Annotated in this window: 19 protein-coding genes; 16 read left to right on the top strand and 3 right to left on the bottom strand. The window is 33.1% G+C overall.

The window, feature by feature from the left end; all coding sequences use genetic code 11:
- Positions 1-335 precede the first annotated feature (335 nt).
- From Q3907_RS08835 to holA, 12 genes are all read left to right on the top strand, one after another.
- Positions 336-773: a MarR family winged helix-turn-helix transcriptional regulator gene (locus tag Q3907_RS08835; protein ID WP_301898017.1), complete on the top strand. Its 438-nt coding sequence runs from the start codon at positions 336-338 to the stop codon at positions 771-773.
- Positions 770-2,953: an ABC transporter ATP-binding protein gene (locus Q3907_RS08830; RefSeq protein ID WP_301898016.1), complete on the top strand. Its 2,184-nt coding sequence runs from the start codon at positions 770-772 to the stop codon at positions 2,951-2,953. The genes Q3907_RS08835 and Q3907_RS08830 overlap by 4 nt, the downstream gene beginning before the upstream one ends.
- Positions 2,946-4,784: an ABC transporter ATP-binding protein gene (locus Q3907_RS08825; RefSeq protein ID WP_301898015.1), complete on the top strand. Its 1,839-nt coding sequence runs from the start codon at positions 2,946-2,948 to the stop codon at positions 4,782-4,784. Before Q3907_RS08830 ends, Q3907_RS08825 begins: the two co-directional genes overlap by 8 nt.
- A gap of 2 nt (positions 4,785-4,786) precedes the next feature.
- Positions 4,787-5,038 carry a hypothetical protein gene (locus tag Q3907_RS08820; RefSeq protein ID WP_295646366.1) on the top strand — a complete coding sequence of 84 codons (252 nt, stop codon included), beginning with the start codon at positions 4,787-4,789 and terminating at the stop codon, positions 5,036-5,038.
- An 80-nt stretch (positions 5,039-5,118) separates the two neighbouring features.
- Entirely contained in the window at positions 5,119-5,370 is a 252-nt protein-coding gene (locus tag Q3907_RS08815; RefSeq protein ID WP_301898014.1) for an IreB family regulatory phosphoprotein, read from the top strand.
- Positions 5,370-5,795, top strand: a complete 426-nt coding sequence (ruvX, locus tag Q3907_RS08810) for a Holliday junction resolvase RuvX (RefSeq protein WP_295561781.1) — start codon at positions 5,370-5,372, stop codon at positions 5,793-5,795. The genes Q3907_RS08815 and ruvX overlap by 1 nt, the downstream gene beginning before the upstream one ends.
- Positions 5,796-5,827: 32 nt before the next feature.
- A complete protein-coding gene (locus Q3907_RS08805; protein ID WP_295561783.1) occupies positions 5,828-6,085 on the top strand; it encodes a DUF1292 domain-containing protein in 258 nt (85 codons plus the stop codon).
- The gene (gene mltG / locus Q3907_RS08800; RefSeq protein WP_301898013.1) at positions 6,075-7,163 is read left to right on the top strand and encodes an endolytic transglycosylase MltG; all 1,089 of its coding nucleotides are present in this window, start codon (positions 6,075-6,077) and stop codon (positions 7,161-7,163) included. The genes Q3907_RS08805 and mltG overlap by 11 nt, the downstream gene beginning before the upstream one ends.
- 66 nt (positions 7,164-7,229) lie before the next feature.
- Positions 7,230-7,718 carry a transcription elongation factor GreA gene (gene greA, locus Q3907_RS08795; RefSeq protein ID WP_295646371.1) on the top strand — a complete coding sequence of 163 codons (489 nt, stop codon included), beginning with the start codon at positions 7,230-7,232 and terminating at the stop codon, positions 7,716-7,718.
- Positions 7,719-7,760: 42 nt separating this feature from the next.
- Entirely contained in the window at positions 7,761-8,237 is a 477-nt protein-coding gene (locus tag Q3907_RS08790) for a ComEA family DNA-binding protein (RefSeq protein WP_301898012.1), read from the top strand.
- On the top strand, positions 8,234-10,081 hold the full coding sequence (locus Q3907_RS08785) for a ComEC/Rec2 family competence protein (protein ID WP_301898011.1): 1,848 nt from the start codon (positions 8,234-8,236) through the stop codon (positions 10,079-10,081). Before Q3907_RS08790 ends, Q3907_RS08785 begins: the two co-directional genes overlap by 4 nt.
- A complete protein-coding gene (holA, locus tag Q3907_RS08780) occupies positions 10,078-11,019 on the top strand; it encodes a DNA polymerase III subunit delta (RefSeq protein ID WP_301898010.1) in 942 nt (313 codons plus the stop codon). The genes Q3907_RS08785 and holA overlap by 4 nt, the downstream gene beginning before the upstream one ends.
- Positions 11,020-11,721: 702 nt before the next feature.
- Here holA and Q3907_RS08775 read toward each other — a convergent pair.
- From Q3907_RS08775 to rpsT, 3 genes are all read right to left on the bottom strand, one after another.
- On the bottom strand, positions 11,722-11,979 hold the full coding sequence (locus tag Q3907_RS08775; RefSeq protein ID WP_367881505.1) for a type II toxin-antitoxin system YafQ family toxin: 258 nt from the start codon (positions 11,977-11,979) through the stop codon (positions 11,722-11,724).
- Positions 11,967-12,239 carry a type II toxin-antitoxin system RelB/DinJ family antitoxin gene (locus Q3907_RS08770; protein ID WP_295644221.1) on the bottom strand — a complete coding sequence of 91 codons (273 nt, stop codon included), beginning with the start codon at positions 12,237-12,239 and terminating at the stop codon, positions 11,967-11,969. Before Q3907_RS08770 ends, Q3907_RS08775 begins: the two co-directional genes overlap by 13 nt.
- Before the next feature lie 163 nt (positions 12,240-12,402).
- Positions 12,403-12,666, bottom strand: coding sequence for a 30S ribosomal protein S20 (gene rpsT, locus Q3907_RS08765; RefSeq protein ID WP_295644219.1), 264 nt, complete (start codon positions 12,664-12,666; stop codon positions 12,403-12,405).
- Between the two features lie 112 nt (positions 12,667-12,778).
- Here rpsT and fmt point away from each other — a divergent pair, with 112 nt between their 5' ends.
- From fmt to rpsO, 4 genes are all read left to right on the top strand, one after another.
- On the top strand, positions 12,779-13,708 hold the full coding sequence (fmt, locus tag Q3907_RS08760; RefSeq protein WP_295644217.1) for a methionyl-tRNA formyltransferase: 930 nt from the start codon (positions 12,779-12,781) through the stop codon (positions 13,706-13,708).
- A 10-nt stretch (positions 13,709-13,718) separates the two neighbouring features.
- Positions 13,719-15,521 (top strand): translation elongation factor 4, encoded by a 1,803-nt coding sequence (gene lepA / locus Q3907_RS08755; protein ID WP_295644215.1) that lies wholly within the window; start codon positions 13,719-13,721, stop codon positions 15,519-15,521.
- Positions 15,521-16,600, top strand: a complete 1,080-nt coding sequence (hemW, locus tag Q3907_RS08750; protein WP_301898008.1) for a radical SAM family heme chaperone HemW — start codon at positions 15,521-15,523, stop codon at positions 16,598-16,600. Before lepA ends, hemW begins: the two co-directional genes overlap by 1 nt.
- A gap of 89 nt (positions 16,601-16,689) precedes the next feature.
- Positions 16,690-16,956 (top strand): 30S ribosomal protein S15, encoded by a 267-nt coding sequence (rpsO, locus tag Q3907_RS08745; RefSeq protein ID WP_195234245.1) that lies wholly within the window; start codon positions 16,690-16,692, stop codon positions 16,954-16,956.
- Positions 16,957-17,015 lie beyond the last annotated feature (59 nt).

Here is a 17,015-nt window from a genome sequence, read left to right as displayed (position 1 = left end):
GTCATTCGAAACCGGTATGACCGCTAGTGGCGCACCGAATTAGCCGTCAATTGCATCTCATAATTGCTGGTTTATTAAAGTTTATATTGTTCATATCTTTAAATGCATTATAAGATTGTACATTTATACAAATCGAATCTATAATTTCTCTTCAATTTAATTCTCACTAAATGTGATATAATCGCTATCAGAAGTTCTTTTAATCTCTTTTAAATCAACGGGTCTGCGAATAAGGGCTTCAAGATCTTAAAGATATGTTTTATGCATATCTTTTTTATTGACTTAATAGTTAAGTAGGTATATAGTTAAGTAACTTAAATAAATTGGAGGTTCTTATGGAAGTTCAAGATGAAGTACTCGATTTGATGTTTGATCTCACGTATAAAGTCACGAACTATGTTCGAAATAACCGTCATTGTAAAGGTGGTCCTAGAATAAAGGATGTGATGTTGTTTAAAACGATTTATAAAGCAGAAAATCATCAGATCACAATGAGTGAACTGGCAAATATATTGGGTGTATCTGCTGCAGCTGTATCACAGATGATTGCTGGATTTGAAAAGAAGGGGCTGCTTCAAAGGGTGCATTCGAATACGGATCGTAGAACGGTCTATATTCAAATTGTTCCTGAAGCCATTGAAATGTTTCAAAAAAGAATGGATACACATGTAGAAAATGTATATCATTTTTTGGATTATTTAGGATCTGAAGACTGTGCTCATTTAAGAGATATATTGATCAAGACAACTCGTTATATGGAGGAAAATAAATGACAAAGATATTGAAATATTTAAAACCATATTGGCTATCCATTGTACTTGCGTTTGGTTTGTTGTTTGGACAAGCAACTTGTGAACTAACAATGCCGGATTATATGCAAAATATTGTCAATACAGGTATTCAAAATGCGGGTATTGAAAGTGGTGTTTATCAACAAATTCGTGAAAAGACTTTAAATTCCTATTTAATGTTCGCAAATGATTCTGAAAAGGATTTGATTACATCTTCATATAAGTTGGTTACACCAAGTAAGGCAACTAAGGAAGAAAAAACTCAAATTCCAGCTTTGAAAACCGAGAATGTATATGTATTAAAAGATATTGGTGAAGAAAAGGAAAGTAAGCTAAACAATACTTTGACCTTACTTCAAATGACAATGGTTGAAGTAAGTAAAGATGCTAAAGAACAAAATATACAAATTCCACAACTTCTTATGATGAATGGTGTAGATACATATAGAAAAGCTGCAAAATCCGAGATTTCTAAACTGGGAGATTCGACCGTATCGAGTATGAGTTCTCAATTCCTTAAAAAAGAATATACAGATCTAGGTATGAATATGGAAAAGATGCAACAAGACTATATTATTTCTTCGGGAATTAAGATGTTAGGCTATGCCTTAGGCAGTGCAGTATGTGCAATTTTAGTTGGTTTTTTAGCTTCAAGAATTGCCGCAGGCTTTTCCAAAGACTTGCGTGAAGAAGTGTTTGAAAAAGTCACTCATTTCTCAAATGAAAACTTGAATACATTTAGTACATCGAGCTTAATTACACGTACCACAAATGATATTCAACAACTTCAAATGACAATTGTGATGTTTTTAAGAATTGTAATGTATGCACCAATTATTGGTGTAGGAGCCATCTTACACGTCATTGAATCGGGTGCGAATATGACTTGGATTCTAGCTTTATGTGTCGTTGTGATTTTAAGTGTGGTTTTATTGATTTTTATGATTGTGATGCCAAAGTTTAAGATCATGCAGAAAATGATCGATAAAATGAATAGTGTAGTTCGTGAATTGTTAGATGGAATGTTAGTCATTCGTGCTTTTAATAATGAGAAGATTGAAGAAAAAAAGTTTGATCAAGCCAATGCAGACATCACTTCCATTTCATTATTCACAACACGAGCTATGGCTATTATGATGCCAATCATGATGTTTTTAATGAATGGTACAACCCTAATGATTTTATGGTTTGGATCGAAACAAGTTGATTCGGGAATGATTCAAGTTGGTAGTATCATGGCCTTTATGCAGTATGCGATGCAAGTCATCATGGCCTTTTTAATGATCACAATGGTTACAATTATGCTTCCTCGTGCTAATGTGAGTGCTTTGCGTATTTATGAAGTTTTAAGTAGTGAAATTACTATAAAAGATCAATCAAATCCTTTGGATTTTTCATCTTCTATGCATGGCGTTGTATCCTTTAAAAATGTATCGTTTAAATATCCTGGAGCCGATGAAGAAGTATTGAAAGATATTAGCTTTGAAACAAAACCAGGTGAAACAACAGCCTTTATTGGAAGTACAGGTTCTGGTAAATCAACATTGATTAATTTAGTCCCACGTTTCTATGATGTAACAAGTGGTTCGATCTTAGTGGATGGTGTCGATATTCGTGATGTGAAACAATCGGATCTAAGAAGTCGTATTGGTTATGTTCCACAAAAAGGAATGTTATTATCGGGAGATATTGAATCGAATTTATTATATTCAAAGAAAGATGCAAGCAAGGATGATATATCTAATGCATTATCTATTTCTCAATCAACGGAATTTGTATCTAAAAAACCAGAAGGAATCCATTCAGAAATTAATCAGGGTGGTACCAATGTTTCGGGTGGACAAAGACAAAGACTTTCGATTGCACGTGCCATTGTAAGAAAGCCAGAAATCTATATTTTTGATGATAGCTTTAGCGCTTTAGATTTTAAAACGGATGCCAAACTTCGTGAGGCTTTGGCCGCTTCTTGTAAAGAAACAAAGAGTACGGTATTACTTGTTGCTCAGCGTATTTCGAGTATTTTACATGCCGATCAAATCATTGTACTGGATGAAGGTAAAATGGTTGGAAAAGGAACGCATTCTGAATTGATGAAATCTTGTGAGGTATATCAACAGATTGCGTCTAGCCAATTGACAAAGGAGGAACTTGCCAATGTCTAATCAGAAACAAAATAATCGTCCAAGAGGTCCTATGGGCCATGGTATGCGTGGCGGTGGTGAAAAGGCAAAAGACTTCAAGGGAACAATGAAGAAGCTTTTAAACTATATAAAACCATTTAAATTCTCATTTATAATTGGTATTCTTTGTGCTGTTGTATCCGTTTGCATCATGGTGATTGGGCCAAAGATTCAAGGAAATATTATTACTGAAATTGCGCAAGGCTTTATGAATAAAGTACAAGGCAAGGGGGGTATTGATTTTGATGCGATCCAAAAAACATGTGCTTTATTACTTGCAATTTATGCCTTGAGTACAGCCTTCTCATATTTACAAGGCTGGTTGATGAGTGGTGTTTCCAATAAGATGGGGTATCAACTTCGTAGGGAAATGAATCAAAAGATTGATCGATTGCCACTTTCTTATTTTGATAAAAATAGTCATGGAGATATTCTTTCAAGATTTACCAACGATGTAGATACATTGGTTCAATCTTTAAACCAATCTTTATCGACAATGGTATCTAGCTTTGTACAAATTATTGGTTTTTTAGTAATGATGCTTAGTATTTCATGGAAGATGACACTATTAGCTTTGGTGGTTATTCCATTAAGTCTAGTTTTAGTTATGGTTGTTGTAAAGAAATCTCAGCGTTATTTTAAAGCACAACAAAAATCATTAGGATTAGTCAATGGTCATATTGAAGAGATGTATTCAGCCCATACGATTGTGAAAGCTTTTAATGGTGAAGAAGATTCTTTGCGTACTTTTAAAGAATATAATGATCAATTGTATACGAGTGCTTGGAAAAGTCAATTTTTATCTGGGTTGATGATGCCTTTGACAAATTTAATTGGTAACTTAGGCTATGTGGGCGTATGTATATTAGGTGGATATTTAACGATTCATGGAGAAATTGCCGTGGGGGATATTCAATCTTTTATTACCTATACAAGAAACTTTACTCAACCTATTTCGCAAATCTCGCAATCGATGAATATGCTTCAAAGTACAGCGGCGGCTGCAGAGCGTGTATTTGAATTCTTGGCAAGCGAAGAGGAGATTCAAGATGCGAAAAATCCAGTTGTATTAAACGATGTACAAGGACAAGTTACTTTTGAAAATGTATGTTTTGGATATGATCCAAATAAGATTATCATCAATGATTTTTCAATGTATATCAAGCCTGGACAAACTACGGCTATTGTAGGTCCTACAGGAGCTGGAAAAACAACGATTGTCAAATTGTTGATGCGTTTCTATGAATTAAATTCAGGAAGTATTTATATTGATGGACACAATATTACAGAGTATACAAGAAGTAGCTTGCGTAATATGGTGGGTATGGTCTTACAGGATGCTTGGCTATTTGAGGGTAGTATTCTAGAAAATTTACGTTTTGGTAAGCCGGATGCAACGGATGAACAAGTGGTTGCTGCCGCAAAAGCAGCGCATGTCGATCACTTTATTCATACTTTAGATCATGGGTATGATACTGTATTAAATGAGTCTTCAAGCAATATTAGTCAAGGACAAAGACAATTATTAACGATTGCTCGTGCTTTCTTGGCAGATCCAAAAATCTTGATTTTAGATGAAGCTACAAGCAGTGTTGATACACGTACGGAAGTCTTGATTCAAAAGGGTATGGATGAACTGATGAAGGGACGTACAAGTTTTGTGATTGCGCACCGTCTATCTACGATTCGTGATGCGGATAATATTATTGTGATGGATCATGGAGATATTGTAGAAGTAGGAAGTCACAATGAATTGATGAAGCGTAATGGCTTCTATACGAAGTTATACAATGCGCAATTTGAAGAGGCTTAAGTATGCGAAAAATCGTAGTTGACTTGAATTTAATAAAAGATAATGAATTTCAGTTAATGTATGATTTATTTGGGTTGGATGTAGAAAATAAGTCGTATGAGGATTTTGAAAGAAGAATGCTTCAAATCCAAATTGAAACGATTGTCGAAGTAAAGAATAGGAAACAAAATCTTTCTGCTTGTTCGAAATGGATCTTTATTTTAGAGGATATTCAACAAAAAAGTGATAGTATTTATTGTATTTGGGGTGTGTAGCACCCCACATTTTGTGCTAAATCGCTTTCTTTTTGATTTGGATTCATATATAATAAAAATATGTTAAGGAGTGTGAAATTATGAAAGACATTACCGAAACAATGACATTTACTGCGGAAGAGATTCGTCGTGAGAATATCAAGATGATTCTTCGTGAAGTAAGTGATGCTTTGGAAGAACGTGGTTATAATTCAGAAAATCAGATTGCTGGTTACTTGATCAGTAATGATCCTGCGTACATTTCTTCTCACAAGAATGCTCGTAACTTGATCCAAAAGATTGAACGTTATGAAATCATTGAAGAATTAGTACGTGCATATTTGGATAAATAATGGATCGTATTATTGGTTTAGATCTTGGTTCGAAAACATGTGGTGTATCGATTTGTGATGCGTTGCATATCACTTGTCGTGCTTTAACTACAGTTCGTTTTGAATCGGATGATTATGATGCTTGTTTAGAAGAAGTTTTGAAGCTATTAAATGAAAATAAAGTCAAAGAAGTAGTTTTAGGCTTGCCAAAGCACATGAATGGAGATATAGGAATTCGTGGCGAAATATCTTGTGAATTTGCCAAGAAATTAGAGTCTTCAGGTATTAAAGTTCATCTATGGGATGAGCGACTTACAACGGTCGCAGCTGAAAAGATCTTGCTTCAGGGGGATGTTTCGCGTAAGAAACGTAAAAAAGTAATTGATCAGATGGCTGCCGTTCAAATTTTACAGAGTTTTTTGGACAGACAAAACGGGGGATTTTAATGTCCTCCTTTATTTTTGAAAGGAAGTAATGTATGTTAGATTCAAATAGTTTATATGTTTATGATGAAGATGGAAACGAAAAAAAGATGACAATTTTATTCACTTTTGATAGTGATGAAACAGGATGTCAATATGTTGTTTTCCAAGATCCAGATAATGATGAGGGTGAAGTATTCGCGAGTCGTTATGATGACAAGGGCCAATTGATCCCAATTGAAACAGATGCAGAATGGGAAATGGTTGAAGAAGTAATCAACACTTTTGTTGAGGATGAGGAAAATGCCGACTAGGCGAAAAATCAATTCTGTAAGAGTTGTTTTCGTAGTCGTTGTATGTATTTTAATTATCGCTGGTCTTGCGAGTGTTTTTGTAGTAAAAAAAGGCTTGTCAAGTACGGGCAACGGGGATAAAAATGTAGTATTTACCATTGAGAGTGGTCAAACAGTAGATACAGTTGCAGAAGATCTTGAAAAAGAAGGTTTGATTTCAAATGCGAAGGTTGTAGAGCTTTATGCGAAAATGAGTCACAACACAAATTTTGTGGCTGGAACCTTTGAATTAAATAATGGCATGAGTGTAAAGAATATTTTAGCGTATATTCAAGATAGCACAAAGCTAAAAAGAGATACGATTGTATTGAAAGTACCGGAAGGGAAATGGGCCAAGGAAATTGCGGCTGAAATATCAAGCATATATGATGGTAAGTATTCGGCAGAAGAAATTTTAAATCAATGGAATGATATTTCCTATATTCAAAAACTCGCTAAAGATTATTCTTTTATCAATGTGGATGATTTAAATAATTCAAATTATAAAGTAAAATTAGAAGGGTATTTATTCCCGGATACATATTATTTGGAGAAAGATGATTCCATTGATGACATTACGCGTATCTTATTAGATCGTTTTGATGTGATGTATAAAGAAAATAAGGAAGCATTTGAAAAGAGTGGCTATTCCGTACAACAAGTCATGAGCTTGGCTAGTGTTGTACAATTTGAAGCGAGTTCAAAAAAAGATATGGAAACAATTGCGGGTGTTTTCTACAATCGTTTAGAGCAAGGTATGAAATTACAGTCTAGTGTTACTGTTTGTTATGCTTTATATGATGATTTTAGTAATCCTCAAGATTGTGAAACCAATGCAGAAGTGGAATCTCCATACAATACGTATTTAAATGAGGGCTTACCAATTGGCCCTATCTTAAATCCTGGAGAAGAAGCCATCAAGGCTGTACTTTCTCCAAAACATACAGATTATCTGTTCTTTGCGGCGGATATCTATAATAAGGTTGATGGTAAAGTCCACTATTCTAAAACATATGAAGAACATTTACAGATTTGCAAAGAATTAGGATTAAATCTGTAACAATGTTTTGCATAATTTAAGGATTATGCTATAATTTTTGTTGCTAAATACAAGGAGTGATACCACATGGCAAATGAAAAATTTTACGTTACCCAAGAAGGTTATAATGATTTAGTCAATGAACATGAAAACCTAGTTCATAAAGTTCGTCAGGAAGTTATCGTTGAGTTGCAGGAAGCTCGTGCACAAGGTGACTTGTCTGAAAACGCCGACTATGATGCAGCCAGAGAACATCAGGCACAAGTTGAAGGTCGTATTCGTGAATTGGAGGCAATGATCAAAAATGCTGAAATCATTACCGAAGCGGATAGTGCGGAAAATACAAAGAAAAAGAATGTTGTTAAATTAGGTTCAACTGTAAAAATCTTAGATTTATCAGACAATCAAGAAGTAACATTCAATATTGTTGGTACAATTGAAGCAGATCCATTCAATGGTAAGCTTTCAAACACGACTCCACTTGCTGAAGCTATTATGGATAGCAAAGTGGGAGATGTTTGTACTGTAAAACGTGTTGAAGAACCTTATGATGTTAAAATTTTAGAAATTAAGTAAAAAAAACATCAAAAAATAACGTATAAGAGAAGGGTGATATTTATGAAGCGAACTCTTCTCTTTTTTTGTGCCATCATTTTCTTTGTCTTTACATGCTTTAACCGATATACGCCAATCGATCTTAAATTGGCTAAACCCACATTAATGGAAGTCGAAATCAAAGGCGCTATTTCGAATCCTGGTGTTTATACACTCAAACGTAATAGCTCTATTTCCACACTTATTAAGAGAAGTGGACCTTTATTAGAGAATGCAGATACTTCAAGAATTAGTTTTACTCATATTCTTCAAGATCAAGATGTGGTGGTTATTCCAGAAATTAAAGAAATCAAACTTATCTCTTTAAACAGTGCGACAAAAGAAGAACTTCAAACTCTTCCTGGCATTGGTCCAAGCATTGCTCAAAGAATTATTGATTATAGAGAATCCTCTACATTTCAAACTTTAGAACAAATTAAAGACGTAAAAGGGATTGGTGAAGCTTTATTCAATAAGATCCAGGATAAGATCTGCCTATGATGTTGATTGTAAGTCTTGGCTTTCTTGCCAATATCATTCTAAAAGAGCCTCTTTGTATCTTATGTTTTAGTTTTTGTTTTATATTGTATTTAAATGAGAGATTTCAACAAAAAAGAATACTTGTTTTCTTTGTCACATTATCCATATTATCCATGTTTCTAGTCAAGCCTTGTAAAGAAGCTGAAAAAGGAATCTATACCATAAAAGAAATCAAACAAAGTTATTATGTAGCTGAAAACAACGGAATGAAGGTACTTGTACAAAGTGATTTGAATTTAAATTTTAAAGATCAAATACAAGTAGATTCTTTAGAACCTATTCATACAGATGATAATTTTTCACTCTTTAGTTTTACAAAATATAATGCTTCTAAAAATATATTTTATAAAACAAAATCCATAAAGGTCATAAAGAAATCACATTCTTTAAAATCAAGATTGTATAATTTTTTATCGAATCGCAAGAATTCAAAGGTGCTATTGTCTTTATATTATGGTATTCATGATGACTCCATTGATGAAATATATACGATGCTAGGCTATGGATATATTAGTGCTTATTTTATTGTGCTAAATCTATTAAAAAGAAAATACGAAGATAAAAAGATACGAAAAGTATTGTTGGTTCTAAGTATACTTTTTGGCTATTTCTTTGTGTTTACTCTTTCATTAACACGATTTATTATTTATCAAATAGCGCGTTTTCTATTTACTTCAAAATCGAATCAAATTGGATTTACCATTCTTATCTTTTCCATTCTTTATCCTACGCAAGTCTTATCCATATCCTTTGTACTACCTGTACTTTTACAGCTTGTATCCTATTTTTGTATAGAATATAAGTGGATCGTACAAAAGCTAGTTTTAATTAGTATCTTGTTTATGTATTTTAAGAAAGTAAATCTAGTTTCATTATTATTCTTTAATTTATTTAGAAAATTTTATGGAATAATCTTTCTGTTGGGAATGTTCATTTCGGGTTTTAAATCATTTAAAATTCCAAACGTAACCATACACTATGCTCCACAATTCTTATTTATCATTATCTTTATAATCGTTTATATACAATGCCTAAAACATTTTAAATGGAAATATTTGTTGATTATTCTGATTCCATTTTTGGAAGTCTTTTGTAATCCATTTTTTCAGGTCTATACATTAAATATAGGTCAAGGCGATTGTAGTGTCATTGTAGAACCTTTTTATAAAAGTGTTGTGATGATTGATTGTGGTCAAAGCCTATATCGAGATAATGTAGAACGTATCATCATGCCTTTTTTAGAAAACAAGAATATTCATACCATTGATACATTGATACTAACGCATGATGATTTTGATCATAGTGGAGGTTATGAAAGCTTGAAGGATAGGATTGAAATTAAACAAGTGATCAAGGATTCAAAGGAAAAGGTGAATGTAAAGTATCCGTTTCATCTGCTTCTTTCTGAAAGAGAAGCTAAAGATGAAAATGATTCAAGTATTATTAGTTATTTCACTTATGATAAGTTAAGCTATCTTTTTATGGGCGATGCGAGTAAAGAAATTGAAAAACAATTGCTGGATAGCTATGATTTAAAAGCCGATGTAATCAAAGTAGGACATCATGGATCGAACACAAGTTCAGACTCTACTTTTCTAGATTCTTTAGATTGTAAGATTGCATTAATTAGTGCAGGCTATAAGAATAAGTATGATCATCCAAGTTTAGAAACGTTACAAACATTACAAAATTTATATATACATGCGTTTTGTACAAATAATAGTGGCAGTATTGCAATTTATTCTTTGCGTGACTTTGCTTTTATTGTCACAAACGATGGATTGTTTGGTATAATAAGGTCATGATTTATATTTTATATGGAAAAGACAAAAGCATGGTTTCAATGAAGTTAGAGGCCATTAAAAAAAAACATTCTATTCAAGAAAATGTAAATGTATATGATGCACAAACAGATGAGATTTCAAATGTCTTACAAGATCTAGATGCCTATTCGATCTTTGATGATGACAAGATGATCATTGTCAATAATTGCACTTTCTTATCGAGTAAGAATACGACAAATTATGAAGTAGATCCTTTCCTTTTAAGAAAAGATACAGAAATGATTTTAGTTCTAATTTGTCCAAATGATAAATTGGATACGAGAAAGAAAAAGGTTAAAGAAATCTGTAATTGTGCAACACTATATTCTTGTTTAGCTTTGGATGACAAGTCACAAAAATTTTATGTGCAAGATAAATTAAAAGAATTTGGCGTAAAGGTGGATTTTAAAACATTAGATTGGATGACATCAAGAATGGGATTGGATCCTATGTGTATTCAAAATGAAATCGAAAAGATTTCCATTTATTCAAAAAATCCAACGTTTGAAGATGTACAAAATTTACTTGTCGTAGAACCTATGAATAACATCTTTAAAATGGTGGATGCTTTCTTTAGTCAAAATGGAATCTTATTATTAGCTTACTATCGTAACTTTAGAAAACTGAATATAGAACCAGTAGCCATTGTTGCACTACTAGCTAGTCAAATTCGTTTTTTATTTCAAGTACGCGTATTAATGGATGAAGGCAAGGCACAAGCTACAATTGCTCAAGAACTAAAGGCCAATCCATATCGTGTAAAACTCAATATGCAGAAGGCTATGCGCTTTTCAAGCGAAACCTTACTTTATAACTTATCCCTACTTGCTGACTTTGATCAACAAATGAAAATGGGTAAGATCGATAAGGATGATGGCTTTGAATACTTCTGTCTAAACTTAATGATGAACAAGGGATAGCCTTGTTCATTTTTATTTTAGATGTTCATAGTGTCGATTAAGGTGATTTAATGAAAGACAAAAGTAACTTATTATGATTATTGAATTGAGCGTTAAGAATTGTTTTGTATTTTCATTGGATCCATCAAATAAGACAACGGCAATATATGGACCAAATAATGCGGATAAAACATGCTTGATCAAGTGTATTCAGGCAATGAAAGAGATATTATTGAATCAAAGAATTGAAATAAAATCGAATCTATTTTCAAATGACTCTGTTTGTGAGTTGGGTTTTACATTTGAATATGAGAAAAATATATTATCATTTTGTTTACTGTTTTGGACGTTAGGTGTGATATTTTTTTTGAGAATGCATTGATTGATTTTCGGGTAATTATTGGTATAATTCTATTGAAGGTAGCAATACCTTTAGATGTGGTAAGCATCTATAAAAGTTGTGGTCGGATGAGAGACGGTAAACGTTCATGTCTAATTATTGTCGACAACCGACAGAAAAACTTACCAGATTTGATTTTTTAGTAATACTTATGAAAAGGTGGAATACTCAATTAGTGAGACTCCACCTTTTGATATTTGACAAACAAAAAGGCCCTCCGAACAAGGAGAACCAATCTAAATGTATTTGGATTCTTTGATTCTAATTATGCGTGAATACAAATAGAGATTTTATTATTAAAATAAGTCGGAATGTGTACCTGTTCAAGAAAGCATTAATACGAGTATGTCTTCTTTGATTTCATATATGAGTAGCCAATCAGGTTCTATATGGCATTCACGTGTACCTTTAAAATTTCCACTTAAATCATGATCTCGATACTTGGCGTCTAGTTTACCGCCATTAGCTAAAATTTCAATAACTTCAAACATTTTATCAAGATTTTTGTTTTGCTTTTTTGCAAGTTTTAAATCTTTTTTAAAACGAGTTGTAAATTCTATGCTATATTTCATAAATATAATGCCGCTTTAAGCTCATCAATGCTGGAATATTTTGGTGTTGTCGGATCAGACATCATTTTTTTTCCTTCTTCAATGGCTTCAATTGTGGTTTTGTTGGGTATATCTAACTTTAACTCGAACGGTATACCATGTTCTCTAATGGTGGTTCTTAAAAACATATTAACTGCAGTTGTCATGTTTAAACCAAGTTCGTTAAAAATTTCTTCAGCTTGATTTTTAATAGATTTATCTATTCTAATATTTAAGTTTGTTGTAGACATATAACATACCTCCATCTAAATAAATTATACTCATAAAAATGTACAATGTCTACACATTGTCATTATAAATATTCTTTTAATATGAATGTATACAATATTAAATTTTGATTGGAAATAAAAAGGTGGTAATAAAAAAGAAGTCATATGACTTCTTAATCCTTCATTACGCGATTTCGTTAATAGCTTTTGCTAAACGTGCTTTTTGACGGCTAGCGTAGTTTTTGTGGTGAATACCTTTAGCTACGGCTTTGTCTAATTTAGAACAGCAGTCGTTGTAAGCTGCTACAGCAGCTTCTTTATCTTTAGCATCAACAGCTGCTAATACAACTTTAATACTTGATTTCAATGCTGATTTTTTAGATACGACTAATTTGTGAGCCTTGTTATTTGTTTTAACACGTTTCTTTTGAGATTTAATCTGTGGCATGAAGTGCACCTCCTGACATAAATTTGCAAATGGATTATAGCAAATTTCTAGATTTAATGCAACACAACTTCAAAAAAATACGCTATAATACTCTAGTATTGGAGTGATATATATGGAAAATAGACGCATTATTTTTATGGGAACACCCAAAATTGCTAGTGTCGTATTAAAAACAATGTTAGAAAATGATATACATGTTGGCTTAGTGGTAACGCAGCCGGATAAGAAAAAGGGTAGAAAACAACAAGTTGTTTATTCTGAAGTGAAAGAAGTAGCTTTAGAATATGATATTCCTGTATTTCAGCCTGTGAAGATTAAATTGGATTATCAAGAAATTGTTGATTTTGCTCCCGATTTAATTGTAACTTGTGCTTATGGACAAATTGTACCTAAAGAAGTATTGGACTTACCTCAATATGGTTGTGTCAATCTTCATGGATCTTTACTTCCTAAGTATAGAGGGGGAGCGCCTATTCAAAGAGCTATTTGGAATGGCGATAAAGTCAGTGGTATGTCATTGATGAAGATGGCACCTAAAATGGATGCAGGGCCAGTTCTTGCACAAAAAGAAATTGAAATTTTACCGAGTGATAACTCAACATCTTTATTTGATAAGATGGGTATTTGTGCTGGAGAATTATTACTAGATCACTTTGAAGAAATTTGTTCAGGTAAGGCAGTATATGTAGAGCAGGATGAAAGCAAGGTTATCTTCTCACCAGTTTTATCGAAAGAAGAAGAGCATATTGATTTAAATCAGGATGATGAACATATATTAAATCAGATTCGTGCTTTTTCAGATGCACCAGGAGCTTATGTATTCTTAAAAGGAAAGAAATTTAAAATCTTAAAGGCAAGTTATTTAAATGAACAAAATGAGTTTGGACTTCTTATTAAGATTGGCAAGAACAAACTTGGTATTGGGTTACATTCAGGTACGCTTGTGATTGAAACTTGTCAAATGGAAGGAAAGCCAGTCATGGATTGTACAAGTTTCTTTAATGGACAAGGACGAAACTTAGTAGGAAATATTGTAGAGTAGGGGGAAGTATATGGATCAAAAGAATATTCGTAATTTTTGTATCATTGCACATATTGACCATGGAAAAAGTACGTTAGCCGATCGTATCTTAGAACTTACGGATACGGTTGAAAAACGTGAAATGAAAGATCAGATTCTAGATTCAATGGATCTAGAAAGAGAGCGTGGAATTACAATTAAATTAAATGCCGTACAACTTGTATATCATGCCAAAGATGGACAAGACTACTTGTTCCATCTTATTGATACACCAGGCCATGTCGACTTTACATATGAAGTGTCTCGTTCTTTAGCTGCATGTGATGGAGCCATTCTAGTCGTCGATGCAGCACAGGGTGTTCAGGCACAGACTTTGGCAAATGTATACTTAGCCATCGAAAATGATTTGGAAATCTTACCTGTATTAAATAAGGTGGATCTTCCTAGTGCACAACCAGAAGTGGTTAAAAAAGAAATTGAAGACTTAATTGGTTTGGATTGTAGCGAGGCGGTAGAAATTAGTGCAAAATCCGGATTAAATGTCGATAAGGTACTTGAAGAAATCGTACATAAACTTCCAAGTCCAAAAGGTGATAAAGATGCGCCTACACAAGCTTTAGTCTTTGACTCTTTCTATGATTCATATCGTGGAATCATTGCCTTTGTATCTGTAAAGAATGGAACAATCAAACCTAAAGATAAGATTCGCTTTATGGCTACAGGTGCAGAATATGAAGTTACAGAAGTCGGGGTTCGTACTCCAAAAGAAGTGGTAGAAGACCAATTAAATTGTGGTGATGTAGGATGGGTAAGTGCAGCCATTAAAAATATCGAAGATGTTCGTGTTGGTGATACGATTACAGTGGCATCTAATCCTGCAAGTGAACCATTATCTGGATATCGTGAAATGCATCCAATGGTATATTGTGGGTTATATCCAGTGGATAATGCGCGTTATGATGATTTAAAGGAAGCTTTATCCAAATTAAAATTAAATGATGCAGCTTTACATTTTGAACCAGAAACTTCGCAAGCCTTAGGATTTGGATTCCGTTGTGGATTCTTAGGCTTATTACATATGGATGTTGTCGAAGAGCGTTTAGAGCGTGAATACAATCTAAGTCTTATCGCAACAAGTCCTTCGGTAATTTATCATGTTTATAAAACGGATGGTACAATGGAAGAAATCGATAACCCATCGGCTTTACCTGAACCTCAAAAAGTGGATCATATTGAAGAACCATATGTTAAGTGTGACATTATGGTGCCAAAAGAATATGTGGGTCCTATGATGGATCTTTGTCAGAAAAAACGTGGAGAATATGTAGATCTTCAAGTGTTAGATGATGTTCGTATGATGATGGTTTATCAAATGCCATTGAGTGAAATTATTTATGATTTCTTTGATAAGATGAAATCTTGTACAAAAGGATATGCAAGCTTTGACTATGAATTTAGTGGATATCGTACAAGTTCATTGGTGAAGATGGATATCTTACTAAATGGACAGATTGTCGATGCTTTATCAACAATTGTCTTTAGAGATTTTGCGTACAATCGTGGTAATGCGATGGCCATTAAATTAAAAGATTTGATTCCAAAACAACAATTTGAAATTCCAGTGCAGGCAGCCATTGGTGGTAAGATCATTGCGCGCACAAATATTAAGGCATTGCGTAAAAATGTTTTGGCAAAATGTTATGGTGGAGATATTTCGCGTAAAAAGAAATTGTTGGAGAAACAAAAAGAAGGAAAGAAACGTATGAAGATGGTTGGATCTGTAGAGATTCCTCAAGAAGCCTTCATGGCCGTTTTAAGTATGGATGACGACTAATGGTACCTTCATGTTATGTACATATTCCATTTTGTGATTCCATATGTGCGTATTGCGACTTTGTTCGTATTCAAAAAAATGAACAATTTTTTTCAAATTGGAAAGAAAAGTTAATACAAGAAATTCAAGGGTATAAGATTACAAATCTTCATACTCTTTATTTTGGTGGGGGAACCCCAAGTTTATTAAGTATTTCTGACTTTGCTTCGATACGAAATTGTTTTCCTAAAGATATTGATGAATTCACGGTAGAATGCAATCCTGAATCTTTAGATGAAGATAAATTAAAATCTTATGTTGACTCAGGTGTTAATCGTATTAGTTTGGGTGTACAAAGCTTTAATGATGATCTATTAAAAGTTTGTCATAGAAAACATACAGCTAGTCAGGCAATCTCTGTTATTGAAAATATCAAGAAAAGTGCAATATCGACTTTTTCGATTGATTTGATTTTTGGACTTCCAAATCAAACAATGGAAGATGTGAAAAAAGATATTTCCACATTTTTAAGTTTAGATATACCACACTTATCTATTTATTCTTTGCAGATTGAAGAAAATTCTGTGTTTGGAAAGACAGGGGTAGAACCTTGTGATAGTGATCTAGAAGCCGATATGTTTGAATATATTACAAAAACTTTAGAAGCAGCTGGCTACATTCATTATGAAATATCAAGTTTTTGTAAGCCTGGTCATTATTCCAAGCACAATCTAGCTTATTGGCAAGATAAAGACTTCTATGGTTTTGGATGTGGTGCAAGTGGAAGAATTAATGGAATTCGATATGATAATACATCAAGCTTAAAGAAGTATTGTTCTTTGGGTCCTTGTCCTTCCTATATCAATGAAACATTATCTGAACGAGCTATGGATGCGATCATGATGGCTTTGCGTACAAAGTTTGGATTGAATATGGAAGAATGGAATTTGAAATATCAGAATGATTTTAAAGTACACTACGCAAGTGTATTGGATAAGTATCGTGCGTATTTTTGTTTTGATGGGGAATGTATCTTTTTAAATGATGCAGGACTTGAAATATTAAATACGATTCTAGTTGATTTTATGTTGATTGAATGATATAGTTTAATAGCTTTTGTACTGAGAGTTTGGAAACTTCCAACCTTTCGCTCGGTAGAGAAGGACTAATATAAAATGGAGGAAGAAAAATGTTATTAAAATCTGAAAAACAAGCAATTATGCAAGAGTATGCAGTACACGAAGGTGACACAGGTTCTCCTGAAGTTCAAATCGCTGTATTGACAGAAGAAATCAACCGTTTAACTGAACACTTCAAAGAACACAAACACGATTTCCATTCACAACGTGGATTGATGAAAAAAGTAGGACGTCGTAAAAAATTGTTAGCTTACTTGAAGGGTAAAGATTTAGATCGTTACAAAGCATTGATCGCTAAATTAGGTTTAAGAAAGTAATCGAAACAGTAGTTACGCATGAAAAATAAAATGGCTTAAATAAACAAAATCGGAAACTC

The sequence above is a fragment of the uncultured Holdemanella sp. genome (genome assembly GCF_958348295.1).
GTDB lineage: Bacteria > Bacillota_I > Bacilli_A > Erysipelotrichales > Erysipelotrichaceae > Holdemanella.
The sequence above is the reverse complement of the archived record's forward strand: the minus strand, read 5'-3'. Positions and strand labels throughout refer to the sequence as shown.